Source organism: Pseudomonas sp. St316, assembly GCF_018325905.1.
In the GTDB taxonomy this organism is placed as follows: Bacteria; Pseudomonadota; Gammaproteobacteria; order Pseudomonadales; family Pseudomonadaceae; genus Aquipseudomonas.
Map to the genome: position 1 here is coordinate 2,910,428 of NZ_AP021901.1, position 26,982 is coordinate 2,937,409.

General features: G+C 63.9%; 11 protein-coding genes and 1 pseudogene. 10 read left to right on the forward strand and 2 right to left on the reverse strand.

Annotation, left to right across the window (positions count from 1 at the left end):
• Nucleotides 1–2: 2 nt before the first annotated feature.
• Nucleotides 3–431, forward strand: coding sequence for a type II secretion system protein N (locus KI237_RS13180; protein ID WP_212800179.1), 429 nt, complete (start codon nucleotides 3–5; stop codon nucleotides 429–431).
• A gap of 155 nt (nucleotides 432–586) precedes the next feature.
• On the opposite strand, the gene gspI is transcribed toward KI237_RS13180, so the two are convergent.
• Nucleotides 587–964 carry a type II secretion system minor pseudopilin GspI gene (gspI, locus tag KI237_RS13185; protein WP_212800180.1) on the reverse strand — a complete coding sequence of 126 codons (378 nt, stop codon included), beginning with the start codon at nucleotides 962–964 and terminating at the stop codon, nucleotides 587–589.
• 149 nt (nucleotides 965–1,113) lie between these two features.
• On the opposite strand from gspI, the gene gspG reads away from it, so the two are divergent.
• From gspG to KI237_RS13230, 9 genes and pseudogenes are all read left to right on the forward strand, one after another.
• Complete coding sequence (gene gspG, locus KI237_RS13190; protein WP_212800181.1) at nucleotides 1,114–1,563, forward strand: type II secretion system major pseudopilin GspG; 450 nt, start codon at nucleotides 1,114–1,116, stop codon at nucleotides 1,561–1,563.
• Nucleotides 1,564–1,571: 8 nt separating this feature from the next.
• A complete protein-coding gene (gene gspK, locus KI237_RS13195; protein ID WP_212800599.1) occupies nucleotides 1,572–2,558 on the forward strand; it encodes a type II secretion system minor pseudopilin GspK in 987 nt (328 codons plus the stop codon).
• Nucleotides 2,555–3,736, forward strand: coding sequence for a type II secretion system protein GspL (gene gspL, locus KI237_RS13200; protein WP_212800182.1), 1,182 nt, complete (start codon nucleotides 2,555–2,557; stop codon nucleotides 3,734–3,736). Before gspK ends, gspL begins: the two co-directional genes overlap by 4 nt.
• A complete protein-coding gene (locus tag KI237_RS13205; protein ID WP_212800183.1) occupies nucleotides 3,729–4,313 on the forward strand; it encodes a type II secretion system protein M in 585 nt (194 codons plus the stop codon). The genes gspL and KI237_RS13205 overlap by 8 nt, the downstream gene beginning before the upstream one ends.
• Nucleotides 4,310–6,670, forward strand: coding sequence for a type II secretion system secretin GspD (gene gspD / locus KI237_RS13210; protein WP_212800184.1), 2,361 nt, complete (start codon nucleotides 4,310–4,312; stop codon nucleotides 6,668–6,670). The genes KI237_RS13205 and gspD overlap by 4 nt, the downstream gene beginning before the upstream one ends.
• 184 nt (nucleotides 6,671–6,854) lie before the next feature.
• Nucleotides 6,855–8,273 carry a type II secretion system ATPase GspE gene (gene gspE / locus KI237_RS13215; RefSeq protein WP_212800185.1) on the forward strand — a complete coding sequence of 473 codons (1,419 nt, stop codon included), beginning with the start codon at nucleotides 6,855–6,857 and terminating at the stop codon, nucleotides 8,271–8,273.
• Entirely contained in the window at nucleotides 8,273–9,484 is a 1,212-nt protein-coding gene (gspF, locus tag KI237_RS13220) for a type II secretion system inner membrane protein GspF (RefSeq protein ID WP_212800186.1), read from the forward strand. Before gspE ends, gspF begins: the two co-directional genes overlap by 1 nt.
• A 427-nt stretch (nucleotides 9,485–9,911) precedes the next feature.
• Nucleotides 9,912–11,084: a substrate-binding domain-containing protein gene (locus KI237_RS13225; protein ID WP_212800187.1), complete on the forward strand. Its 1,173-nt coding sequence runs from the start codon at nucleotides 9,912–9,914 to the stop codon at nucleotides 11,082–11,084.
• 210 nt (nucleotides 11,085–11,294) lie between these two features.
• Nucleotides 11,295–23,709 (forward strand): annotated as a pseudogene (locus KI237_RS13230) (filamentous hemagglutinin family protein).
• A gap of 676 nt (nucleotides 23,710–24,385) precedes the next feature.
• Here the strand turns inward: KI237_RS13230 and KI237_RS13235 are convergent.
• Nucleotides 24,386–26,959: a bifunctional diguanylate cyclase/phosphodiesterase gene (locus KI237_RS13235; RefSeq protein ID WP_212800188.1), complete on the reverse strand. Its 2,574-nt coding sequence runs from the start codon at nucleotides 26,957–26,959 to the stop codon at nucleotides 24,386–24,388.
• Between the last annotated feature and the right edge of the window lie 23 nt (nucleotides 26,960–26,982).

A 26,982-nucleotide genomic window follows, 5' to 3' on the forward strand; every position in this document is an offset into this window, starting at 1 on the left:
CCATGGCGTTCATCGAGCGTGTGTCCCCGGCGCAAATCGTCCAGGCCGTGGGCTTGTTGGCGGCGTTGGCCGGGGTGGCGACCTGGTCTTCGCTGCTGCTCACGTCGGCCGAGTCGCGCACGCCGGATGTCGCCCCGCAACGCATGGCCGAACGTTCCGATAACCCGGCGCTGCAATGGTTCTCCAACCAGCCGGCAGCGGTGGACATCAAGGTCAGTGGCGTGATGGCCGGCGCCCGCACGCCCGTGGCGATCCTCACGCTCAACGATGGACCGCCGCGCAGTTTCCTGGTCGGTGAACGGGTGGCCCAAGGGGTGCGGCTGGTGGCGATCGAGGCGCAGGCGGTGGTGATCGAGCGGGGTCACGAGCAGACCCGGCTGGCGTTGGCGCAGTTACCGGATTCGGTGGTTCTGCCCTTGCTAACCCGCTGAAACCCTTGTGGCGAGGGGATTTATCCCTGTCGGGCTGCGCAGCAGCCCTGTGTCTGGCGCCTCGGTGTGCCAGGCTGACTTCGTTCGATTTTGGGGGCTGCTTCGCCGCCCAGCGCGGATAAATCCCCTCGCCACAGGGGGGCTCCCACATGGATTCAGGGTTTTTCCCGAGCAACCAACGTCTCCAGGCGCGCCAGCGGCGGTGCTTCGTGGCTGCGGTCGGACACGGTCAGTTCAACCCGCAACATCCGGCCATTTTCCGCCGGGCGCAGGGTCTGTTCGCAACGCAACAGCAAGCGCCCCTGGTCGCACTCGAATACTTTCGAGCCCTGGGCAAATCGTCCTTCCAGGCGCAACTGCGCGAGTTGACTCCGGGCGGCCAGCAGGGCGATGGATTTGTCGCGCAGCAGGCCGTTGCTCTGTGTCATCACGGCAGCCACGCGCACAGCGGCCGACATGGCCACGGCGATGATCGCCAGGGCCACCAACACTTCGATCAGGGTGAAGCCGGCTTGTGGCGCAGGGCGTGACATGGCGCGGGCTCGGGGGGCGAGGGCAGCCTTCAAGGCTAGCCGCCGTTCATGACCAATTGACGACGCAAGCTCCTGAGCAATTTCAATATCACTGACATATTTTCTTGCAACACTGCGCCTCGAATCGAATCCAGCGAAGGACCGTCGAGATGCAGATCGCCCGTTACAAAGCCCGTTCCCCAGGCCCTCGCGGGCAGTCGGGTTTCACCCTGATCGAAATCATGGTCGTGGTGGTGATCCTCGGCATCCTGGCGGCGATGGTGGTGCCCAAGGTCCTTGATCGTCCAGACCAGGCGCGGGCAACGGCGGCGAAACAGGACATTGGCGGCCTGATGCAAGCCTTGAAGCTGTATCGCCTGGACCACGGCAGTTATCCGAGCATGAACCAGGGCCTCAAGGTGCTGGTGGAGAAGCCGGCCGATGCGAAAAACAGCACCTGGCGCTCTTATCTGGAGCGCCTGCCCAACGATCCATGGGGCCGCCCCTACAACTACCTCAACCCGGGTGCCAACGGCGAAGTCGATATCTTTTCCCTGGGGGCCGACGGTCAGCCTGACGGCGACGGCGTGAATGCCGACATTGGCTCCTGGCAGTTGTAAGGGCCGTGATGCAGACGGACTCGCCCTTCGCGGCGAAGCAGCGCGGCATGGCGGTGATCAGTGCCTTGCTGATCGCTGCCGTGGTGGCGGTCATCGCCGGCGGCATGCTGACCCGCCAGACGCTGTTCACCCGCGGCCTGGAGGCCGAGCAGTTGCGCGTCCAGGGCACGGCGCGGTTGCAGGGTGGCCTGCAACTGAGTCGCCAGTTGCTCTGGGACGCCCGCCAGCGTGATCCGCTGACGCGCCTTGGCCAACCCTGGGCCAAACCCATCGTGATGCCGGGTTCGGGCCAGATCGACACGCCGTTCGAAGGCCAGTTGGACGATGAGCAAGGCAAGTTCAACCTGCGCAACCTCGTTGCCAATGAGCGTGTGGATGCAGAACAAGTACGCGCCTTCGAGCGCCTGTGCGACCAGCTTGGCGTGGCCGCGACGGTCCGTGCGCGCATCGTCGAAAGGGTCGTCGAGGCTTATCCGCGCCTGTTGAATCCGCCGCGGGCGGACCAGGCGCTAAAGGGCAATACCTTCGACAGCGGCCGCGAAACGTCGCCACAGGCCGACAACACGCCGCAGGCGCCGACGCGCCCGATGCTGCGCACCTTGCAAGACCTGCGCAGCGTCAAGGGCGTCAATGTGCGGTTGCTGGAAACACTGGCGCCTTACGTAACGATCCTGCCGACCAACACCTGGCTCAATGGCAACACCGCCAGCGCTCCGGTGCTGGCCGCCTATGTGCCGGGGCTGCCGCTGCAACGGGCCGAGGCCCTGGTCAGGGAACGCGACGGCGGCCACTGGTTTATCAATCGTGGGGATTTCGTCAATCGCCTGCGCATGCCGGAGCTGGACATCGCCAGCGTCAAGGTCGGCATCACCAGCGACTGGTTTCGCCTGCGAGGCCAGGCACGCAGTGGACAACGGCGAGTCGAACTGGAGGCGTTGCTGCAACGCACCCAGGACCGCTTGCCTCAGGTGATCTGGTCAAGGGTGGGCGTATGACGCGCTTGCGCATCGCCCTGGCGCCGCTGGGCAGCCTGGATCTCGACAGCGAGGTGGCATTTGCCTGGCTGGATCGCCAGGGCCAGGTCCGCGAACAAGGTCGCGGCAGCCTGCGAGCGTTGGGCCAAGGCGATAAGACGATTTCGGTGGAATGCTTCCTTCATCCCCGCGACAGTTTGCTGACCCGCCTGGAGCTGCCGCTGTTGCCAGCGGCCAAAATCACCGCAGCGGTGACGTGCGCGGCCCAGGCCCTGATGCTCGGTGCCAGCGAGCACATGCAGGTGGCGCATGGCCCGCGTGACGTGGACGGGCAGGTGCAGATCGCCTGGCTAGACCGTGAGTCGCTCGCCACGCTTGGCCGGCTTGTGCACCAGGCTGGCATGAAACTGCGCGGCCTCTATCCAGCCGCCTATGTCTTGCCAGTGCTGTCGGGGCCGGTGGCCTGCATCGAAGACGACCATCTGCTGGTGCGCCATGGCCTGCAGCACGCCGTGGTGCAACCATTGCAGGAGGAGGCGCTAGACGAGTGGCTGCTGGAAACGGGGCCCGGGTTGCACTGGGTGGGCGACGCGCCGCCGCAATCTTCGATCAATGCCTTGGCCCAAACCCAACGCTGGATGGGCCCTGCGCCAGGCTGGGGGCTGCATGCCGGCCTTTCACGCAACGCCGTCGAGCGCGGTGGTTGGGGCCGGGCGGCGACGATCAGCGCGATAGCGCTGGCGGTGTGGGTAATTGGGCTGAACCTCTACGCCGCCCGTGAAGCGGCCCAGGGCCAGCGCCTCAAGGCGCAGATGAGCCAGCGGGTGAAGCAGGCGTTTCCCGAGTTGCCGGTGATTCTCAACCCGCTGCAACAGGCGCGTCAGCAAATCGCTGCGCGCCAGAGCGGTGCGGCGACCGACCCGGCCCAACGCTTTGCCAGCCTGGTACAACAGGCGGGCAGTGCCATGCCGTTCATGAGCGGCAATGTCCAGGCGCTGGTGTTCGAGCGCGGTGAGTTGCGCCTGAGTGTCGCGGCCGAGGCACAGAAAATCACCGCCGAAGAGGATTGGAAAATCCCCCTGGTCCAGGCCGGCATCGACGTCGCCGCCATCGATCAGGGCTGGACCCTGCGTGTGGCACCGGCCGGCCAGGGCAGCCAGGACACCCCCGACGAAACCCCGGACGCCGATGATGAATAAGCATTCGTTGGCACTGGCGTGGGGGCGCTGGGCAACCTATCGCACCCGTTTGCGCACGTTCTGGCGGGGGCTGGCGGTGCGCGAGCAAGCCGCCGTGGCCCTGGCTTCGCTGGTGTTGGGCGGCTGCCTGGCCTGGCTCGCACTGATCCAGCCACCGCTCAAGACCATCGCCTACTGGCAAGCCGAAACCCCGAAGCTGCGTTCACAGACCGAAGCCCTCGAAGTGCTGTTGCGTGACGTCGCTGGACCTGTACCCGACCAGCCCCTTGAAGCCGCCTTGCGCCAGAGCCTCGACGCCAGCGGCTTGAGCCAGCACTACCAACTGCAAACACCTGACGCCGAGCATCCCAAGGCCTTGCAGCTCACGTTCGACAAGGCTCCGGCCGAGGCGGTGATCAACTGGCTATTGGGCAACCCACGGCAATTCTCCCTGGAAGTGATCGAGGCCCGTTTGCAGCGCACCGCCCTTGCCAATCCCGACAACCACGACAACGACAGCAACCACGACAACACCGCCGGCACACTGTCCGGAACCGTTCGCATGGATCAGGCGCAAGGCGCTAAGGAAGCTTCATGAAAGGGGTCAGATACCCACGTCATTGGCGCAAGGCTGCACCGCTGTTGTTGCTCGCGTTGAGTGCGTGCAACAACACGCCACCCGCGTCGCAGTCACCCTTGCTGGTGGACAGTGAGTTGGGCATTCCGTTGGGCAGTACCCAACGCAGCGGCGATGCATTGCTCGATCGCCAGCGGGCCCAGGACCTGCGTGAACGCAAGCCAGCGGTGCGGCATCAGGTCGACCTCACCACCCGTGCCCGTGAGCCGCGTAGCAATACGCCAGCGCGCACGCCCCTGGGGGATCAGCCGGTGACGCTGAATTTCGTCGAGGCGGATATCCAGGCGGTGGCGCGGGCCTTGTCCCGTTCCACCGGCCAACAGTTTCTGGTGGACCCGCGGGTCAAGGGCAACCTGACGCTGGTTTCCGAAGGCCAGGTCCCGGCCCACCAGGCCTACGACATGCTGCTGGCCGCGCTGCGCATGCAAGGCTTCAGCGTGGTGGACGTCGGCGGCGTCGCCCAGGTGGTGCCGGAGGCCGATGCCAAGCTGCTGGGCGGGCCGATCTACAGCGCCGACAAACCGGCCGGCAACGGCATGCTCACCCGCACCTTTCGCCTGCAATACGAAAACGCCGTGAACCTGATCCCGGTGCTGCGACCGATCGTGTCGCCGAACAACCCGATCAATGCCTACCCGGGCAACAACACCATTGTCGTCACCGATTACGCCGAGAACCTGTCGCGGGTCGCGCAACTCATCGAAGGCATCGACACCCCAAGCGCCATCGACACCGACGTGGTGCCGGTCCACAACGGCATCGCCGTCGATATCGCGCAAATGGTCTCTGACTTGCTGGAAACCCAGGGCGGCGACCAGACCCAGAAGATCAACGTGATCGGCGACCCGCGCTCCAATTCCATCATCATCCGCGCGGGCAGCCCCGAGCGCACCGAGCTGGCGCGCAACCTGATCTACAAGCTCGACAACGCCCAGAACAATCCGAGCAACCTGCATGTGGTGTACCTGCGCAACGCCCAGGCCGGCAAACTGGCCCAGGCCCTGCGTGGTTTGCTCACCGGGGAAAGCGAAGGCGAGGGCAGCGACAACGCGCGCTCGGTGCTCAGTGGCATGGGTGGCAGCACCAACGGCCAGGGTGTGCAGGGCAGCAGTGGCGATGGCTCCAGCACCACCACCAGCGGCAGTGCGTCGACCAGTGGCAACGGCTACGCCCAAGGCAGCACCGGCACGACTTCCGCTTCGACGAAAAACGAACAGGGCACTGCCTTCAGCGCTGGCGGCGTGACCATCCAGGCCGATGCCACCACCAACACCTTGCTGATCTCCGCGCCGGACCCGTTGTACCGCAACTTGCGGGAAGTCATCGACCTGCTGGACCAGCGTCGCGCCCAAGTGGTGATCGAAAGCCTGATCGTCGAGGTCGGCGAGGACGACGCCAGTGAGTTCGGCGTGCAATGGCAGACTGGCAACCTCGGTGGCAGCGGCGTGATCGGCGGGGTCAATCTCGGCGGCACGGCGCTCAACCTCAATGGCAAGACCAGCATCGATGTGCTGCCCCAGGGCCTGAACCTGGGAGTGGTCAACGGCACCGTGGACATTCCCGGCATCGGCAAGATCCTCGACCTCAAGGTCCTGGCCCGGGCCTTGAAAAGCAAGGGCGGCACCAATGTGCTGTCGACGCCGAACCTGCTGACCCTGGACAACGAAGCGGCGAGCATTTTCGTCGGCCAGACCATTCCCTTCGTCAGTGGCAGCTATGTCACCGGCGGGGGCGGCACCAGCAATAACCCGTTCCAGACCGTCACCCGCGAGGAGGTGGGTTTGAAGCTCAATGTCCGGCCGCAGATTTCCGAAGGCGGGACGGTCAAGCTCGATATCTATCAGGAGGTCAGCAGCGTCGATAATCGCGCCTCAAGCACCACGGGCATCGTCACCAACAAGCGCGCCATCGACACCAGTATCCTGCTCGATGACGGTCAGATCATGGTCCTGGGCGGGCTGCTGCAGGATGGCTACAGCCAGAGCAACGACGCAGTGCCGTGGCTGTCGACGATCCCCGGGATTGGCGCGCTGTTTCGCAACGAACGGCGGCAGATTACCAAGACCAACCTGATGGTGTTTCTGCGGCCCTATATCATCCGCGACACGGCGGCGGGACGCGGCATCACCCTCAACCGCTACGACTTCATGCGCCGCGCCCAGGGCCTGCTGCAACCGGAACGCAGTTGGGCCCTGCCGGACATGCAAGCCCCGCAACTGCCGGCCTCGGCCCGGGCGATCCCGGGGGCGGCGCCGGTGAGCTTGCAGACACCCAGGGCGGCGATCAAGGCCGTGCCGGTCGAAGGAGGCACTCGCTGATGAACACCCAACCTGTGGGAGTTCGCGGTATGCACAATACTGAGGCCACCCCAAGACACTGTGGGAGCGAGCTTGCTCGCGATGACGGCAGTTCGCTCAACATCATTGCAACTGACCCACCGCTATCGCGAGCAAGCTCGCTCCCACAGAAGTTATGTGTGCTTCTTGGGCCTGAGGCGTCGGCATGAACACCCTCCCATACGCCTGGGCCAAGGCCCAACGCCTGGTGTTGCGTCAGTCCGACGAGGGAACGGTGCTGATGGTGTGCCCGTCCACGCCGGGCTGGTCCATCAGTGAAGTGCGCCGTCAGTTCGGCGACGTGCGGCTGGAGCGGGTGCGCGACGAGGAGCTCGACGGCTTGCTCAACACCGCCTACGCCGACACCGGCAGCGCCGCCGCCGTGGTAGGCGCGGCGGAAAACGAGGTGGACCTCGACCGGCTGATGCAGGACATCCCCGAAATCACCGACCTGCTGGACACCCAGGACGGCGCGCCGGTGATTCGCATGATCAATGCCTTGCTGACCCAGGCCGCGCGGGACGAGGCCAGCGACATCCACATCGAACCCTACGAGAGCCATTCGATGGTGCGCTATCGGGTCGACGGCACCCTGCGCGACGTGGTTTCGCCGCGCAAGGCCCTGCACGGCGCGCTGGTGTCGCGGATCAAGATCATGGCCCAGCTCGACATCGCCGAAAAACGCCTGCCCCAGGACGGGCGCATTGCCTTGCGCGTGGCCGGTCGACCGATCGATATCCGCGTCTCCACGGTGCCCACCGGCCATGGCGAACGGGTGGTGATGCGCCTGTTGGACAAACAGGCCGGGCGCCTGCAATTGGAAACCCTGGGCATGGATCCGGACGTGCTGGGCAAGCTCGATCACCTGATCCGCCAGCCCCACGGCATCGTCCTGGTCACCGGCCCCACCGGCAGCGGCAAGACCACTAGCCTCTACGCCGCCTTGGCCCGGCTGGACGCCAGCGTCCACAACATCCTCACGGTGGAAGACCCGGTGGAATACGACCTGCCGGGCATCAGCCAGATCCAGGTCAACGCCAAGATCGACATAACCTTCGCCTTGGCGTTGCGGGCGATCCTGCGCCAGGACCCGGACATCATCATGATCGGTGAAATCCGCGACCTGGAGACCGCACAAATTGCCGTGCAAGCATCCCTCACCGGTCACCTGGTCCTGGCGACCCTGCACACCAACGATGCGGTGTCGGCCATCAACCGCTTGATCGACATGGGCGTCGAGCCGTTCCTGCTGGCCTCGTCGATGCTCGGGGTGTTGGCCCAGCGACTGGTGCGTCGGTTGTGCCCGCAGTGCAAACAGCCGGATCCGGCCACGCCCGGCACCTGGCGCCCGGAGGGCTGCCCGAGCTGTAACCAGACCGGCTACAGCGGGCGCACCGGTATTCATGAGTTGTTCTGCATCGACGATGACATCCGCACGCTGATTCACCAGGGGGCTGGGGAGCAGGCCTTGCGCGCCGCTGCCCGCCAAGCCGGGATGTTCAGCATGCGCGAGGACGGCGAACGCTGGGTCCGCAGTGGCACCACGGCGCCTGAAGAAATCCTGCGCGTGACACGGGACGCCTGATGAATCGCTACCGTTTCGAGGCCGCCGACGCCCAGGGCAAGATCGAATCCGGACACTTGGAAGCCGATAGCCAGGGGGCGGCCTTCAACCTGTTGCGCAGTCGCGGATTGACCGCGCTGCAGGTGCAGTTGGAGCGCAACACGACGCAGGCCAATGGCGGTGGGCTATTCAGCCCTAAACTTTCGGACAACGACCTGGCCTGGGCCACCCGGCAACTGGCGAGCCTGCTAGGCGCGAGCCTGCCATTGGAGGCGGCGTTGAGCGCCACGGTGGAGCAGGCCGAGAAGAAGCACATCGCCCAGACCCTCAGCGCGGTGCGGGCCGATGTGCGCAGCGGCATGCGTTTGGCCGAAGCCCTGGCGGCGCGGCCTCGGGATTTTCCGGAGATCTATCGGGCGTTGATCGCCGCTGGCGAGGAGTCCGGCGATCTGGCCCAGGTCATGGAGCGCCTGGCCGATTACATCGAGGAGCGCAACAACCTGCGCGGCAAGATCCTCACGGCGTTCATCTATCCCGGCGTGGTCGGGCTGGTGTCGATTGCCATCGTGATTTTCCTCCTCAGCTATGTGGTGCCGCAGGTGGTCAGCGCGTTCTCCCAGGCCCGGCAAGACCTACCCGCGCTGACCGTGGCGATGCTCACCGCCAGTGATTTCATTCGTGCCTGGGGCTGGTTGTGTTTTGGCGTGCTGGCCGGTGGCTTCTGGAGTTGGCGCATGTACTTGCGCAAACCGGCGGCGCGGTTGAGTTGGCACGCGCGGGTGCTGCGCCTGCCGCTGATCGGGCGTTTTGTTCTGGGCCTCAACACCGCGCGGTTTGCCTCGACCCTGGCAATTCTCGGTGGCGCCGGGGTGCCATTGCTGCGGGCCCTGGAGGCGGCCCGCCAGACCCTGTCCAACGACCGCCTGAGCCTGAGTGTCAGCGATGCCACCGCCAAGGTTCGCGAAGGGGTCAACCTGGCGGCGGCGCTACGGGTGGAAAAAGTCTTCCCGCCGGTGCTCATCCACCTGATCGCCAGCGGCGAGAAAACCGGTTGCCTGCCACCGATGCTCGAACGCGCCGCGCAAACCCTGTCCCGGGACATCGAGCGCCGCGCCATGGGCATGACCGCGTTGCTGGAGCCGCTGATGATCGTGGTCATGGGCGGCGTGGTGCTGGTGATCGTCATGGCCGTGTTGTTGCCGATTATCGAGATCAACCAGTTGGTCCAGTAAGCACACAATCCGTGGCGAACATTGATTTTGTGGCGAGGGGATAAATCCCCTCGCCACAAAAGTGGTGATCGGTCAGAAGTTTTTTCGACGCCGCAGCCACCTCCCGAGCCCCGTGCGGATCAAACTCGGGTTCCTCGTTCTGTCATGTTCGCCCGCCAGGCAACCACCCGCCGCGACCTCCACTGCCGCCCCGCATGGTACGACTGTGAAACCTGCTCGAAACCCCGATCCAGAGCCCTTGAACACCCGAGGAAAATGCCTTCGAAAGCGCCTCCAGCTCCCGAGGTTTTTTCCTTTATCTGTCACCGGAACCTGCGAATTTCTACTCCATGGCCTCACCCCAACGCCTGCGGCACCGGACCGAGCGCCATGACGGCAAGCACGCGTCACCCAACCTACGTACGAACACGATGAAAGGAGATTCTTCATGTTTAAGCGCAACGTTCTCGCGGTATCCCTGACCCTCGCCGGCCTCTGCGCCGCTCAGGCCGCCATGGCTGATGTCAACGGTGGTGGCGCTACCTTGCCTCAGCCGCTGTACCAGACTTCCGGCGTTTTGACCGCCGGTTTCGCCCCCTACATCGGCGTGGGCAGCGGTGCAGGCAAGGCTGCTTTCCTGAACAACGACTACACCAAGTTCGTGGCTGGCAACACCAGCAAGAACGTGCACTGGGCTGGCAGCGATTCGAAGCTCAGTCAGGCTGAACTGGACGGCTACGTGACCAATCATGGTGCTGCATGGGGTCCACTGATCCAGGTGCCTTCGGTGGCCACTTCGGTTGCCATTCCGTTCAACAAGACTGGTACTGCCAACGTTGACTTGAGCGTCAACCAGTTGTGCGGCGTGTTCTCCGGCCGTCTGACCGACTGGAGCCAGATCACCGGTTCCGGCCGTACTGGCGCCATCACCGTGGTCTATCGCGCTGAAAGCAGTGGCACCACCGAGCTGTTCACCCGTTTCCTGAACGCCAAGTGCGCTGAAACCGGTGCTTTCGCCATCACCACCAACTTCGCCTCCAGCTACAGCAACGGCTTGCCTGCCGGCGCTGTAGCCGCCACTGGCAGCCAGGCTGTGATGACTGCTGTGAACGCTGCCCAAGGTCGCATCACCTACATGAGCCCGGATTACGCCGCCACCACCCTGGCCGGCCTGGACGACGCCACCAAGGTCGCTCGCGTTGCCGGTGTTTCCCCAGCCCCGGCCAACGTGTCGGCCGCAATCGCAGCCGTCGCCGTGCCTGCTGCCGCCAGCCGCGCCAACCCTAACGCCTGGGTGCCGGTGTTTGCCGCAACTACCAACGCTAACGACCCAAGCGTCGTGGCTTACCCAACCACCGGCTATCCGATCCTGGGTTTCACCAACCTGATCTTCAGCCAATGCTACGCCAACGCTGCCCAGACCACCCAGGTGCGTGATTTCTTCACCCGTCACTTCAACGCCACGGCCGCTAGCAGCAACGATGCCGCTATCACCGCCAACCGCTTTGTGCCTCTGCCGGCTGCCTGGAAGCAAGCTGTGCGTAGCAGCTTCCTGACCACTACCAACGCTCAAAGCATCGGCAATACCAACGTGTGCAACGGCATTGGTCGTCCGCTGTAACCCACGCTTGAGCGACACGCAACACCGATCAGCAACGGCTTAAGCCGTTGCTGATTTTTTGCGTAATGCCTGAACCAACATAGCCACATGAAATTTTCATGACATCCGTTCGGTCCCGAGCGGTTGTAACCGCCTATTCCCTATAGCCAACGCTGGCAGCTTGATAGCACTGCGTTGCGCCCCTGAAAGCAAACCGAAAGGATAAGTAGGATGCTGCGCTGCAAATCCCAGACAAAACTGAATGCATCACGTCGCGACAGCGAATTATCGATGTTGCGGCTCAAGCCGTTGGCCCAGGCCATTGCGCTGCTGATGGTGGCCGGCAATGCCCAGGCGGCGACGGCGTTCAGTTCCGCCTGGTTCGCGGCCAAGGGTACGCAGCAGTCCGGTGGTGCGACGCGGCCCACGAACGGGACGCCGGGAATGCCGCCGCCCCTGGCGCAACAGCAACGGGCCAATGCGCAGTTGCAGCGTTCGCTGACCAATCTCAACAACACCGTGGCCGCCATCGCGGCGCAGCAGGCAGCGCAGGCCGCCGGGCGGCAAGCGGCGTTCGGGCAGATCCAGACTGTGCCGGACGGATTGGGCGAGGGCGGTCTCAAGGTCGACAACAGCCTGACCCAAGGTTGGCTCAACGCCAAGGGCCCGCAGCAGACCCAGGCCGGCGGCAAGACCACGGTGAAGATCGAGCAGACCGCCGACAAGGCGATTCTCAACTGGGAAACCTTCAACGTCGGGCGCAACACCACGGTGGATTTCCAGCAGCAAGCGGATTGGGCCGTGCTCAACCGGGTCAACGACCCCCAGGCCCGGCCGAGCCAGATCCAGGGCCAGATCAAGGGCAACGGCACGGTGATGCTGGTCAACCGCAACGGCATCATTTTCAGTGGCAGCAGCCAGGTCAACGTGCGCAACCTGGCGGCGGTGGCGGCCACTATCTCCGACGAGCAGTTCAGCAAGCGCGGGCTGTACGTGGATGCCACCGGCACCCAGCCGACCTTCACCGACGCCGCCGGCAAGGTCGAAGTGCAGCAGGGCGCACTGATCGAAACCCATCGTGCCGCCACCTCCACGGCGGGAGGCGGCTATGCCTTGCTGTTGGGCTCGGAAGTGGAGAACGCCGGTTCCATCATCACCGCCAAGGGCCAGACCACCCTGGCGGCGGGCGACAGTTTTTATATTCGCCGGGGCCAGGGCACCAGCGGCAACTTGCGTTCCACCACCCGTGGCAACGAAGTGGCAACGTCCCTCAAACCCGGCAGCAGCGCCGGCACGGTGATCAACAGCGGTCTGATCCAGGCCAGCACCGGCGACATCACCCTTACCGGGCACAATGTGCAGCAGAACGGCGTGGCGGTGGCGAGCAGTTCGGTAGACATCCGCGGCACCGTGCATTTGCTTAACTCCTTCAGCGACAGCAGTGGCAGCGTGACCCTGGGGCAGGGCAGTGCCACGGCGGTGCTGCTCGATGCTGCGGGCGGCAGCGCCCTGGACAGCCAGCGCAATGCCGGGCCCGTCGGCCTGGATGGCACGCCGAACAACCTGATCACCGGTCAGTTCAACAACCTCAGCAGCGTGGTGGATCGCACTGACCAATCCCGGGTCGAGATCGTCAGTGGCGGCAGTGTCGACTTCCAGAAGGGCTCCATCACCCTGGCCACCGGTGGCCAGGTCGCGGTCAGCGCCGCCGGTCGCAGCCTGGTGCGCGATGGTGCGGTGATCGATGTGTCCGGTGCCATCGGTGTGAAGGTGGCGATGGAGTCCAACTCCATCAAGGTCAACGTGCAGGGCAATGAGCAGCGTGATGCCCCGGTCAACCGCGAGGGTGGCAAGCTGACCAGCAACGATGTGTGGGTGGACGTGCGTGATTTGATTTATGTGCCGGCGGGCACCAATGGCTATGCCACCGACCGCTGGTACACCGCAGGCGGATTGCTGGAAGTCGGCGGTTACCTGGGCACCCGAGGACACAGCGTTGGCGAGTGGGCGGGCCAGGGCGGCACCCTGACGTTCACCGGTAATGACGTGGTGACCCAGCAGGCCGCTCAGTTGAACCTGTCCGGCGGGACCCTGGATGTGCAGAGCGGTTACGTGCGCCAATCCTGGCTCAAGGGCGCCAATGGGCGCTTGTATGAGTTGTCCAAGGCACCGGGAGACATCCTCTACGCCGGCCTCTACAAGGGCTACGAAGACCACAGCCAACGCTGGGGCCAGACCGATTACTACTACAACCCGCTGATCGCCCCGCGCGAGCGTTTTGAGGCCGGCTACACCGTCGGCCGTGATGCCGGCAAACTGGTGGTGTCGACCCGCAACGCAGTGCTGGAAGGCCAGATCGTCGGCGAGGTCTACCAGGGCGAACGCCAGACCCAGGCGCCGAACCTCAACCTCGATGGCTACCAGCAATCACAAAACGCCGTGGCCCGACGGGCGCAGTTGTGGGTGGGCAGCTACACGCCGATCTATGACAAGACCAGCGGCGTGATCAACAGCGGCCTGAATCCCACGTTCGACCAGGTCACCATCGGCGAAGTGACGGACAAGATCGCCGCGGGCCTGGACCTGACCTCGGTGGTCGGCAGTGACCGGCAAGGCAAGTTGGTGCTGGATAACGCGCTGCTCAACGGCTTCCAGCTCGGCGCAGTCAAGGTGGCAGCGGCGCAAGGCATTAAAGTCGATGGCACGCTCAACGTGGCCGATGGGGGTGATATCACGCTATTCGCGCCGCAGGTCGACGTGAACGCCGACCTGACCGCCCGGGGTGGTCGCATTGCCTTGGGTAACGTGCTTAAACAGATCCGAACCGATAATTTCCAGATGGGAGACGTCGTGCTTTCGCCTGCCACCGGTGAGCGTGCTGGGGTTACGTTGGGCGAGGGCGTGACGCTGAACACCGCTGGCCGGTGGAGCAACCTGCTGCTTGACGGCACTGACCGCCAGGGCCTGCCGTTTATCAACGGCGGAGCGGTGTCCATGCGCAGCAGCGGTGATATCGATGTGGGCCAGGGCAGCCTGATCGACGTCAGTTCCGGTGCCGCCGTCATGGCCGATGGCAAGACCCGTGGCGGCAAGGGCGGTGACTTGACCCTGACGGCGGGCACCAACGCACCGTCCGGTAACGGCGCCTTGAAGCTGGATGGTGAACTGCGCGGCACCGGGGTCAGCGGTGGCGGGACCTTGAAGCTCGCGGCCAATAAAGTGCTGATCGGCAACAGCGGCTCGCCGCTTGAACCGGGCACCCTGCAACTGGATGGCGATTTCTTCGACAAGGGTTTCTCGGCCTATGACATCACCGGTAATCAAGGCCTGACGGTGGCAGAAGGGGCCCGGGTCGATGTGACGATGCCGGTGTACCGTTTCGGTGAGCAGGCGTTGAGCACGGGCACCGGCGCAGACGCGGCCGATGCTCTGGAGCGCTGGACGCCGGAGCTGTATCAGGAAGATGCGATTAAAGGTGTCCTCACCCAGCGTCGCGGCGCGAGCCTGATTCTCAACGCGGGCACCTCCAATTCCAGTGCCGCTGATATGGCCAGTACGGTGTTGAACCTGGGCAAGGGCAGCGTGATCAGCGTCGATCCGGGCCAGAGCATCGACGTGCGCAGCATCGGTCAACTGACCGCCAACGGCACCCTCAACGCCTGGGGCGGGCGGATCAGCCTGACCGGGTTGGGCGACAGTGTGGTCACCGATGAGGCCAACGCCGCAGGTCACGGGCGTTCCATCTGGCTCGGCGAGCAGGCCTTGATCGACGTCTCCAGTCGTGCGGTGACCGCCCAGGACACGCGCGGCCAGACCTATGGTTTGGTGCGCGACGGTGGGCAGATTGTCATTGGTGGCGAGATTGACGTCGCGAAGGGGTCGACTTCGGCATCCGAATTGTTTGTGGTGGTGCGCGAGGGTGCGCGCCTGCAAGCGGACGGCAGCCAGGCCGTTCTGGATATTCCCGGCCAGGGGCGCACGGCGGTGGCGAGCAATGGCGGCAGCATCTCCCTGGTGTCGGCCAACGGCCTCTACCTGAACGGCGATTTCAGCGCGCGTTCGGGCGGCGCGGGGGCCGCCGGGGGCAGGTTGTCGGTGGCGCTCGAAACCCCTTATTACCTCAATAGCGCGCTCAAGAACCGGGTTTTGCAGGTGCGTGAGTTGGTGTTGGAACAAACCGCCCAGGCCAGCCCACTGGCCGATACGGCCGAGGCCTCGGCCGATTCCCTGGTCTACGGTCACGGACGCTTGGGCATGGATCAGGTCCAGGCGGGTGGCTTCGACAGCCTGTCTCTGTTGAGCAACGGCTTGATGAGTTTCGATGGCGATCTGTCGCTGTCCCTCGGCCAGAGTCTGAGCCTGCATGCTCGCAGCTTCGGGTTGAGCGCAACCGCGCCAGCCAATACGCGAATCCAGCTCAATGCCCCCCATGTTTTGCTGGCGCATGCGACGGGGAAGCAGAGCAGTCGCCCGAGTTGGGATGTTTATACCCGACCAGTGATCGATGGCGAAGATTCCTCTCAGTTGGCGAACACGGCGGTGTTTTCCGTTAATGCGGCTCTGCTGGACGTGCAAGGCAATGTCAGGTTCAGCAGCAAAGGCGCACTGAGACAGGCCGATGGCACCACGGTCGGGCTTGAACGCGCCGGGTTCGACCGGGTCCAGTTAAGCAGCCGCGGTGATTTGCGCTTCCTGGCGGGATTCTCCAGCGAAGGATTGCCTACGGGCTTTACCACGCAATTGGTGACCCCTTCGGACATGATCCTGCAAGCGGCGCAACTGTATCCGGCGACCGGGGTCGGGGCTCGGGTATTGGCGGGGTATGGCTTGAGTGAAGGCAGCCTCGTCTACGACCCGACGCGCAGCCTGGTCATCGGGCGCACGACCCAGGTGACCCCTCAGGTGCCTTATTCGGCATTCGGTCACTTACAACTGGGCAGTGCGAATATCGAGCAGGGCGGGGTAGTCCGGGCCCCGCTGGGGTTGATTGAGGTCGGCACCAACAACGACACCAGCGTCACTACCCGAGTGGACTTGCTCCCCAATAGCCTCACCTCGGTGAGTGGCCTCGGTCTGGTGCTGCCTTATGGCGGTACCGTCGATGGTCAGAGTTATGAGTACGCGGGCAAGAAGGTGGTGTTTCTGGGGCAAGGGGCCATGCCCTCTGCCAACGGTGACCTGAATATCGGTGTGATTCTGGGCGCAAAGTCTGTAACGGCCCAGGAAGGCTCGGTACTCGATCTTTCCGGGGGCGGAGATCTGCTCGGTGCCGGTTTTATCTCCGGCCGTGGCGGTTCCACCGACGCGCGCTTCAACCCGCTGGTGCAAATCGGTGCCAACGGCGGCTTTACGTTGCCGGGCCTGTCCAGCAACCCGGTCTATGCCATTGTGCCGGGTAACCAGAGTGCATACGCGCCAGTGGCGCCTGAGGGCGGCGCCGTGGACCCACGGGTCGGCCAGCAGATCACCATCGGTGCCGGTGTGCCGGGGCTGGCCGCCGGTACCTATACGTTGATGCCGTCCACCTATGCCTTGCTGCCGGGAGCGTTCCGGGTCGAGGTCAATGGGCTGGCGGGCCAGGGGGCCACGGCGGGTGCGTTGCAGATGCGCAACGGCTCCTGGACCACCGCCGGGGTGCTGTCGGTGGCCAATACCGGGCAGCGCAACAGCCTCTCCAGCCAGCTCATCCTGACGTCCGGCGATGTGCTGCGTCGCTATTCGCAGTACAACGAAACCAGCTATGCCCAGTTCGCCGTAGCCGACGCCGCGCGCCTGGGCGTACCACGAGCCTTGTTGCCGGTGGACGCCAAGACCTTGAAGTTGAAGCTGGCCCCAGGGGCGGGAGACCAGGCGTTTTCCTTCAAGGGCATTGGTAAGTTCGCGCCTCAGAAAGGTGGCTACGGCGGCACTGTCACGGTGGTTGGTAACGTTGGGGGCGCGCTGGAGGTGGTGGCCGATGGGCGCGGGGCCACGGCCGGCTTCGAGGGGGTGACACTCAATGCCGAAAGCCTCAATGCGTTGAATGCCTCGCGGCAGGTGATTGGCGGCCAGTTCTATGCACTTTATGGCCAGGGCGCAAAATACATCACGCCGACATTTGCAGCGTCGTCCAGGGTGATCTTGCGTGAAGGCGCGACGTTAGCGGCACCGGAAGTTTTCCTGCTGGCCAACGGCGAGTTGTCGATGGAACAAGGCGCGGCCATCAACACCATCGGCCGTGGCGCGGCTGCCTACGATGCCCGTGATGGTTTTGTCTATGACCTCAATGTGAATGGCCAGAATATGAGCTTGCTGGCCGCTTCCAACGGCGTGCTCAACGTGTTGGCACCTTCATCGGGCAGCAGCGGCACGATCAACATCGGTGGATGCAGCCTGACGCCCTGCAGCGGCGTCACCCGGATTCATTCCGAAGGCAGCATCGTCGCCGCTACCGGGGGCAGCCTGGAATTGGACGATCGAGTGCGCTATGGCACCCGCCACCTGACCCTGGCCCTGAGCAATATCAACGTCGGTACCGCCCCGGCATTGAGCGACGCAGCGGCGCGCGAGGTCTTGCCGGCCGGTCTGACCCTGAGCCAGACGGTACTCGATCGCCTGTTGCGCGGGGACACCGAATACGGCGCCCCGGCCCTGGAAACCCTGGAACTGTCGGCCCGTGAGGCGTTGAATTTCTATGGCACTGTCAGTCTCGACACCTATGACCCGGCGACGGGCAAGTCGCGGTTGGCCAACCTGATGCTCAGCACGCCGGCCATTTATGGCGCGGGCAGCGCCAGCGACGTGGCGACGATCCGTACCGCCAACCTGATCTGGAACGGTGCCGTCGATACGCCGGGCTCGGTCATCGCCGGCGGGGCCGGCACCGGAGCCGGTCGCCTGGACATCCAGGCCCAGCGTATTGAGTTCGGCTACGGTGAATTCGCCCAGCCCAGCTCGGTTACTACCCTGGACCGACTGGCGTTGGGCTTTGCCAATGTCAACCTCAACGCCAGCGAACGCCTGACCGCCAATCACAAAGGCAGCCTGGCGGTATATCAGAGCCAGGGGGCCTATGACGCGAAAACGGGCTACGCCTACAGCGGCGGCAACCTGAACATCCTCACCCCGCTGCTAACCGGTGAAGCCGGCTCGGTCAATCGCATCACGGCGGGCGGCGCGGTCAATGTGACGGGCACCACCGCCAAGCCGGGCAGCGTTTCCGGGCTCGGCGGCGAGCTGTCCCTCAAGGGGGCGAGCCTCAACCTGGCCAGCGCGGTGGTACTGCCCAGCGGCAAGCTGACCCTGAGCGCAACGGATGATCTGACCCTGACTGATGAGGCGCTGATCGACGTGGCTGGCCGCTCAGTCACCTTCAACGATGTGACCCGCTACAGCGCCGGTGGCGAGGTGATTCTGCAAAGCCAGAATGGCGACATTCGCCAGGCCGATGGATCGAGCATCGACTTCTCGGCTCGCAACAACCAGGCCGGTCGCCTCAGTGCGGTGGCGCTGGGCGAGGCGGCTGGAATCGTTGATTTGCAGGGGCGGATTCTCGGCACCAGCACCGGCGAATATGACGCCGGGGGCACCGTCCTGCCTTACCTGGCCGGCGGCGTGGCGGTCCAGGCCCGGCGCCTGGGCGGCAGCGGCAGTCTCAGCGAGCAATTTGCGGCGTTGAACCAACGGTTGAATGACGGGCAGGTATTCGGTTCCCGCAGCTTCCAGCTCAAACAGGGCGATTTGGTGATTGGCAACGAACTCAAAGCCTCGTCCATCAGCGTTTCCCTGGACAATGGCAGCCTGCTGGTCAACGGTAAGGTGGACGCCAGCGGCGAGCGGGTCGGCAGCATCCGGCTCGCGGCCGGACGATCCCTGACCCTGGGCGGCGACGCGGTGCTCGATGCCCACGGCAGCCGTCTGCGGGTGGACAGCTACGGCAAGATCATCGATTCGCCAAACCGCGCCATCGTTGACCTGACTTCCCGCGACGGTGTGCTGACCCTGGCCGACGGTGCACGTATCGATCTGCGTCATGGCACGGCGGCGCCTGCCGGGCAGCATGACGGTCGTGCCCGCGGCACGCTGGAACTCAATGCACGGCGTGCCGGCTCGGTTCCGACCCAGGGCGACATTGCCATCGACGCCAGCGGTAGCCTGGACATCCAGGGCGCGCGTTCGATTGCTGTCAACGGTACGTGGCAGTACAACGACGCAGCCTACGGCAGCGATCCGGCGGCCAGCGGGCGCCCTTATCAGGTCATCGACCAGGCGTACCTGGATGGCAAGCACCAGGACAGTATCGCTTTCATCGACGGGGCGCTGGCCAACGGTGACTTGATGCAACGCAAGCTCGCCGGGCTGTACAACGCTCGATATGCCGATGCGTTCCACCTACGGCCCGGTGTGGAGATCGTCAGTGCGACGGCCGACGGTGACCTGGTGGTGCGGGGGACCTGGACCTGTCCGGCTATCGCTACACCAGTGTGAATCCGCATACTCGTAAAACCGCCGTGTACGGCTCCGGTGAGTCGGGTGCGCTGACGCTGCGCGCCGGGGTGACCTGAACATCTACGGCAGCATCACCGACGGTTTTGCCCGGCCGCCCGCCACCAACGACGATAAGGGCTGGGTGCTGTTGCCGGGAATCGATTTCGCGGCGGGGGATATTGTCGTACCCGGTACCGGCGTGACCCTGGCGGACGACACGGCGTTTCCGGCGGGCTCGGTGCTCAACTTCGACGTGCCGCTCAAGGGTGCCACCCTGGCGGCGGGAACGCGTCTGCCGGTGGCCGCGACGCTTGATCAACCGCTGGTGCTGCCAGCGGGCACGGTGCTGGCCGCCTCTGTGCATGACGCCTCGGGCAACCTGTTGTTCGCGGCTGGCACTTTGGTGGCTTCGACCCAGACCCTTGAGGCGGGCACAGTGCTGGGAGCAGGTAGCCTGCTGAGCAGTAGCGCAACCCTAGGCAGCCTGATTTGGCCTAAAGGGGTTGCGTTGCCAAGTATTGCGGACGCGAGCAACGGCCTGACCAACGTCCTGCGTCTCAACGGCGCCCTGGCACTGAGCGTGGGTGCGAAAATTCCTTCCGGTACCGACATCAAGTTGCCGGCCGGTGTCGAGTCGGTGCAGTTGCGTCCGGAAGTAGCGGGGAGCAACTGGGCCATTGCACCGATGCTGGCCGAGGGTTCGCAGTCCTGGTCGTTGCGACTGGTGGCGGGGGCCGATACGCAGGCGGCGGACAGTCGGGTCGTGCGGCCTGTGTTGGCGGGTGGTGACCTTCATCTGGCTGACAGTCACTACGGGACGTTTGGCGTGGCGTCAATGGTGTGGACCGAAGCAGGATCGCTGGAATGGTACGGTGACACCAGCATGGTAGGGCAGCCGGTTGATTATGAGGCATTTGGTTACCCCACCCTATGCATCGACAATCCACTTCACTGTGAAGCTGGCGGATTACCTGAATACGAGCCCGGCAGCCAGCGTTGGAGTGTTATTCGTACCGGTGCGGCAGATCTTGAGCTGTTATCGGCGGGTGATTTGAAAATGGACTCGCTGTACGGCGTCTACACCGCAGGCAGTTCAGCCAGCGAGACTCACGCCAACGACCCATACAACCAGCGCAAGGCGCAAGGGACGGCGGGCCGGGTGCTCAATGACGCGTTGGGTGAAAACGAGCAGTTTGTGGATGGCGGTACCAACAGTCTTTATCGCGCTTGGTACCCGGACTTTGGCGGCAACCTGACCTTGAAGGTTGGTGGGAACCTGACCGGCAACAGTTTGGATGCCTCCGCCACAGGGTTTGGGCGACCCAATACGAGCGACTGGGGTTACGACACTGCAAATGTCGGCAACTGGTTGTGGCGTCAGGGCAACGGTAACGTCGCAACGGGCTCTTCGACCCAGCCTACGGCATGGTGGATCAATTTTGGCAGTTACACCGCCCAGGATAATGGCAAGGCTGACCTGATGGTTGGGTTTACCGGCTTCGGTACCCTGGGCGGTGGTGACCTGAATGTTCAAGTAGCGGGCGATGCCGGGGTACTCGATCAACTGGCGGGCAGCAAACTTCAACCTGGCAGTAACAGTCGCAGCCAGGGGTTGGTGCTGGCGGTGGGCAGCACCGGGCGCGTGGGCGCCGACGGCAAGCTGCAGCTCACCGGTGGCGGTGACCTCAATCTGCGGGTCGGCGGTGCTTTGAATCCCGCTAGTGAGTTTATCAGCGGATCTCTCAACGGCTCGGTAACCAACCTGCGTGGGCATGCCCGGATCGACAGCGGTGCCATCGGCCGAATCAATTTGATCTACGGCAATACGGTCGCTGATCAATCCCCAGGAGAAACACGGGCCTATGACTCCTTCCAGGCTACTCGTGGCATAGCAACGGGTGGGCTGACCCTGGTGCCGGGCGATGCCACCTTTGATCTGACCACCTTGGGCGACTTGGTGGTACAGGAGGTTACCGATCCGGGCAGGGCACTGGCGATGAGTGTGTCACCCTTCAAAGACGGAAATAGTAACGGATCGGGTGTGAGCTGGTTTACGTTATGGACGGCCAATACAGCGGTGGACTTGTGGTCTTCGGGAGGCAATCTGACGCCGATGACTGTCGGTAAGTCTACGGATCTGGCAGTGGTCTACCCATCCATCCTGCGGGCTGTGGCAGCCAGTGGCAGCCTTTACTACGGTGCGGCCAAAACGACTCAAAACGGAAACTTCGATGCTGGTACGCGTCCAGCGCTGCTGCTCGCACCCGGCATCAACAGCGAGTTGCAGTTCCTGGCTGGCGATTCCATTTATGGCGGCGACCTGACGGTCAGTCGTTCTGGCGCCTCGTCCGCCGCCCTTGCCACGCCGTTGCGGCCGGCCTTTGCCGGGCTCGTCAATGGCAGCGTGGTGGTCAGCAACCTCTCCGCCGATGCTAATCGTGTGCGTCCCAGCTCGGGTATATTCCCGCTGTTTGCCTTTGACAGCACCAGCGCCTCCGGCGAATGGGCTCTTAACACCGATCCCGCACGCTTCTATGCGCTCAAAGGCGACTTGCTGGCCGTCAATAGCGGGCGGGCGATGACGTTCACCACCACGAACGACAGCCGACTCGGCCAAACCTACTACGAAGGTGCAGGGCCCGTATGGATGATGGCCGGGCGGGACATTGTCAGCAGTGGTACACCGCTGAGCGGCGGCAAGGGTGGTTTACCCGACGTGGGAAACTACACCAGCACCGGCAACCTCTTCATCCACAACAACCCAGCCGACATCTCCATCGTTTCAGCTGGGCGCGACATCCTCTACAGCAGCTTCAATGTCGCCGGTCCCGGCCTGCTGGAGATCACCGCCGGGCGCAATATCCTGATGGACGACAAGGTCAGCATCACCAGCCTCGGCGCCGTGGTGCCGGGTGATTCTCGCCCTGGCGCGAGCCTGGTGCTGCAAGCTGGCGCCGGTCTCGACGGGGCGGACTACGAGCGCTTCGTCAAGGCCTACCTGGACCCGGCCAACCAGGCCCTGGCCGGCACGCCGCTGGCGAGCCAGGCGGGCAAGGTCGCCAAGACCTATGAGACCGAGCTGGTGGCCTGGCTCAAGGAACGCTTCGGCTTCAGTGGCGACACCGAGCAGGCCCGTGCCTACTTCGCGGCACTGCCGGCCGAGCAGCAGCGGGTGTTTGCCCGCGATGTGTACTTCGCCGAACTCAAGGCCGGTGGCCGCGAGTACAACGAAGCCGGTGGCGTGCGCCAGGGCAGCTACCTGCGTGGGCGGGAGGCTATCGATTTGTTGTTCCCGGCCAAGGATGTGGCGGGCAACCCGATCAGCTACAAGGGCGACATCACGATGTTCGGCGGGGCGGGCGTGCACACCGATTTCGGTGGCAATATCCAGATGCTCACTCCGGGTGGCGGGCAGACCTTCGGCATCGAGGGCAATGCGCCGCCGTCCACCGCCGGGGTGATCACCCAGGGCGAGGGCGATATTCAGTTGTATGCGCAGAACAGCATCCTGCTGGGGCAGAGCCGGATCATGACCACCTTCGGTGGCTCGATCCTCGGCTGGTCGGCCCAGGGCGATATCAACGCCGGTCGTGGGTCGAAGACCACCGTGGTGTACACGCCGCCCAAGCGCCTGTACGACACCTGGGGCAACGTGACCCTGTCGCCGTCGGTGCCAAGCACCGGGGCCGGTATTGCCACCCTCAACCCGATCGCCGAAGTGGCGCCGGGGGACATCGACCTGATCGCGCCGTTGGGCACTATTGATGCGGGCGAGGCGGGGATCCGGGTGTCGGGCAACGTCAACATCGCGGCGTTGACCGTGGTGAATGCGGCCAACATCCAGACCCAGGGCAAATCCTCCGGCGTGCCGCTGGCGGCCTCGGTCAACACCGGGGCCATCACCTCGGCCAGTTCGGCGGCGTCGTCGGCGACGCAGGCGGCTGAGGACGTGGCCCGTCAGCAACAGAACGCGGCGCGGCAGAACCAGGCGTCGGTGTTTACCGTGCAGGTGGTGAGTTTTGGCAACGAGCAACTGGCACCTTCACGCGATGGCGCCAGCCGCGAAGCCCCCCGCGCCTACGACCCCGCCAGCCCGGTTCAAGTCCTGGGCGCAGGGCCTTTGGATGAACAGAGCCGCCAGCGGTTGACCGAGGAAGAGCGGGGGCGGTTGAGTTTGTAAGCGGATTGAGCTTGCAGTGGGGTTGGCTGTGCTGGCGCCATCGCGAGCAAGCTCGCTCCCACAGGGGGGGTGAGGTGTTCATGGGCTTTGTGTCCGGCGCTGAATCATTGTGGGCGCTGGGAATGTTCGTGGGCGCGGATGGTTAAAAGCTTTTTGTGGCGAGGGAGCATGCCGTTCCCGGAATCCAGTGTGGGAGCAGGCTTGCTCCCACACTGGATTTGAGGTGTTCATGGGCTTTGTGTCCGGCGCTGAATCATTGTGGGCGCTGGGAGTGTTCGTGGGCGCGGATGGTTAAAGGCTTTTTGTGGCGAGGTAGCATGCCGTTCCCGGAACCCAGTGTGGGAGCAGGCTTGCTCCCACAGGGGATTTGAGGTGTTCATGGGCTTTGTGTCCGGCGCTGAATCATTGTGGGCGTTGGGAGTGTTCATGGGCGCGGATGGCTAGAGGCTTTTTGTGGCGAGGGAGCACGCCGTTCCCGGAACCCAGTGTGGGAGCAGGCTTGCTCCCACACTGGATTTGAGGTGTTCATGGGCTTTGTGTCCGGCGCTGAATCGTTGTGGGCGCTGGGAATGTTCGTGGGCGCGGATGGTTAAAAGCTTTTTGTGGCGAGGGAGCATGCGGTTACCGGAACCCAGTGTGGGAGCGAGCTTGCTCGCGATGGCGTCGGGGAGGTGGGTTACAGCCACCGCGGCGTGGTGAAAAACGAGGCCATTTCCGAGCGGGCCAGGGCCGCGCCGAAGTAGGGGCCTTGGACATGGTCGCAGGCCACGTTGCGCAGTTGGCTGAACTGTCGCGCGTTTTCGATGCCTTCTGCGGTGACCATCAGCCCTACGCTGCGGCTCAACCTGATCATCGCCAAGACACCTTCCTTGTCGTCCTCCAGGCCCAGCTGCGACAGGATGTTGCGATCGAAGCGGATGCCATCGAACGGCTGGTCCAGTACTTCGCGCAGGGAGGCGATGCTGGTGCCGAATTTGTCGATGTTGATCCGCACGCCGAGGTTCTTGAGCGCATGGAGGGTGTTGGCGACGGTCTTGTGGTCGGCCAGAAGGACCCCTTCGGCCACTTCCAGGGTCAGCCGGTGGGGCTCAAGGCCGCTTGTTTCGAGGGCCTCTTGCACCTGGTTGAGCAGGAAGCTGCTGTTGAACCACCGGGGTGAAACCGCGATGGAGACACTGATGGCGCTCGGCCAGGTGGTGGCCTCTTCACAGACGTTGATCAACATCCAGGTGCCCAGTTCTTCAAGCTGGCCCGAGGTTTCGGCCACCGGTATGAAGTCGGCCCCGCCCAGCTCACCTTTTTCGGGGTGGTGCCAGAAGGTCTGGGCTTCGAAACCGTGCAGTTGTTCAGCGCTCACATCGAAGCGGGGCAGGTAACGCAGTTCCAACTGATCCCGCTGCATGGCGTCGCGCAGCTGCTGTTCGTATTGCCGCCGGTCGCGGGCCAGGTTGCCCATGGCTTCCACATACACCCGCCAGGTATTGCGGCCCGCTGCCTTGGCCGCATACAGGGCGATATCGGCGTGGCGCAACAGTTCATCGGCACGCTCGTCACCGGGTTGCGACCAGGCAACGCCGATGCTCACCCCCAGGTACAGCGTATTGCCGTCCAGGTGCATGGGCCGTTGCATGCAATCGATCAGTCGTTCACAGAGTTGATCGAGATCGTCGGCATCGCCCGGATCGGGCATGACGATGACAAACTCATCACCGCCCAGCCGCGCCACCAGATCGGTGCCGCGCACGTTCTGCTGGAGAATATGCGCCACTTCCTTGAGCACTTTGTCGCCCACGGCATGGCCCAGGGAGTCGTTGACCGGCTTGAATCGGTCCATGTCCAGGTTCAACAGCGCCAGGGACGGGCGGTCAGGTCGGTCCAGGTGTTCGCGCAGGCAATCGAACAGGCGATTGCGGTTGGCCAGCCCGGTCAGTGGATCATGCAGGGAAAGGTGCTTGATCTGGGCCAGTGCCCGCAATTCGTCGGTGATATCGGTGGCCGTACCGCGAAAACCCAGGGTGCCGGCTTCGATGGCCCGCACCGAGAGTTTGCAGGTGCGGATGCGCTGGTTGCGCGCAGTGTACTCGCACAGCAGTGGTGCCGAAGAGACGCTGTTGGCACCACCGAGCAGCCATTGGGCAATCGAGATCGAGCCGCCATGGGGGTGAAGCAGCCGGTGCAGAGGTTTGCCCAGCCATTCCGTGGGACTGAAACCGGTCACTTGTTCGAAGCGCTCCGACAGATAGGTCAGGGTCCCGGTCGAATCGACCTCCCACAACCAGTCGGATGAGACTTCGGCAATGTCGCGGAAACGTTCTTCACTGCGTTCCAGCGCCTTGCGGTGGTCCAGCAGGCTGGCGTACTGGCGTTCCTGGGCGCGGAGCATGGCCAAGGCATGGCGCAGAACCGCCAGCGCCAGGATCCCCAGCACTAGTAGCGCCACGGCCAGCAACGGCAGGAGGAATTTGCGCAGATCCTGGCCCGGGGTTTGCGGCCGCCAGGCCAAGGCTTCCAGGGTCAGGTTGTCGAGCAGCAGCTGAGCGGTATCGCCCGAGCCCGGCGTCCTGGCGATATGGGCATCGGGCAAGGCGAAGTCCCGCGCCAGGTTTTCCAGGGCTGCGGGATCAAGGACCTTGACGAAAAGCATCAGGCTGGGCGGGCCGGGGATTTCGGGCACGCTGCTATCCGTGCCGACGGTGATGGCGGACGCGGCGACAAACGCCGGGGCGTCCTCGTGATGGAGCATCTCGACGACCACTTCGTCGTGATTTTGCGCAGCGGCGGCTTTTTTCAACAGCGCTCGCAAGTCGCCGGTCAGCCAGGTGTCGGCATCGACCTCGCTCATCTGGCCATCGATCACCGAATAAACCGTCTTGCCGGTTGGGGAAATGACAAACACGGCCTGGTAGCCATAGAGCGAATACACGCTGCTGCCGACGTTTTCCTGGTCATAGGCCCATTCCTTGTCCACGCTGATATGCAGATGTCGGTAGGCGTCGCTCCACTTGGAGTAGTCGCTCAGGTCCCGTCCGATACCCTTGCGAAGCCCCTCGATGGCCCGCTGGGCGAAAAACAGGCTCTGTTCACGGGCGCGCCGATCCTGGGCAGCGGTGATGTTGAGCAGCACGGCGATCGCCAGTGCAGACATGACAAACAGCAGCAGCATGATGGCCGGGAAGGTGCGACGGGTGAAGCTTCGGGTTGGCGAGCCCGGAGAAAGGACAGTCGAGTCATTGTCAGCATCTTCATTCATAGAAATAAGTCATCAGCCAAAAA

Coding starts and splice junctions, on each gene's coding strand:
- KI237_RS13180 (WP_212800179.1), top strand. CDS start 3: ATGGCGTTCATCGAGCGTGTGTCCCCGGCGCAAATCGTCCAGGCCGTG.
- gspI (WP_212800180.1), bottom strand. CDS start 964: ATGTCACGCCCTGCGCCACAAGCCGGCTTCACCCTGATCGAAGTGTTG.
- gspG (WP_212800181.1), top strand. CDS start 1,114: ATGCAGATCGCCCGTTACAAAGCCCGTTCCCCAGGCCCTCGCGGGCAG.
- gspK (WP_212800599.1), top strand. CDS start 1,572: ATGCAGACGGACTCGCCCTTCGCGGCGAAGCAGCGCGGCATGGCGGTG.
- gspL (WP_212800182.1), top strand. CDS start 2,555: ATGACGCGCTTGCGCATCGCCCTGGCGCCGCTGGGCAGCCTGGATCTC.
- KI237_RS13205 (WP_212800183.1), top strand. CDS start 3,729: ATGAATAAGCATTCGTTGGCACTGGCGTGGGGGCGCTGGGCAACCTAT.
- gspD (WP_212800184.1), top strand. CDS start 4,310: ATGAAAGGGGTCAGATACCCACGTCATTGGCGCAAGGCTGCACCGCTG.
- gspE (WP_212800185.1), top strand. CDS start 6,855: ATGAACACCCTCCCATACGCCTGGGCCAAGGCCCAACGCCTGGTGTTG.
- gspF (WP_212800186.1), top strand. CDS start 8,273: ATGAATCGCTACCGTTTCGAGGCCGCCGACGCCCAGGGCAAGATCGAA.
- KI237_RS13225 (WP_212800187.1), top strand. CDS start 9,912: ATGTTTAAGCGCAACGTTCTCGCGGTATCCCTGACCCTCGCCGGCCTC.
- KI237_RS13235 (WP_212800188.1), bottom strand. CDS start 26,959: ATGAATGAAGATGCTGACAATGACTCGACTGTCCTTTCTCCGGGCTCG.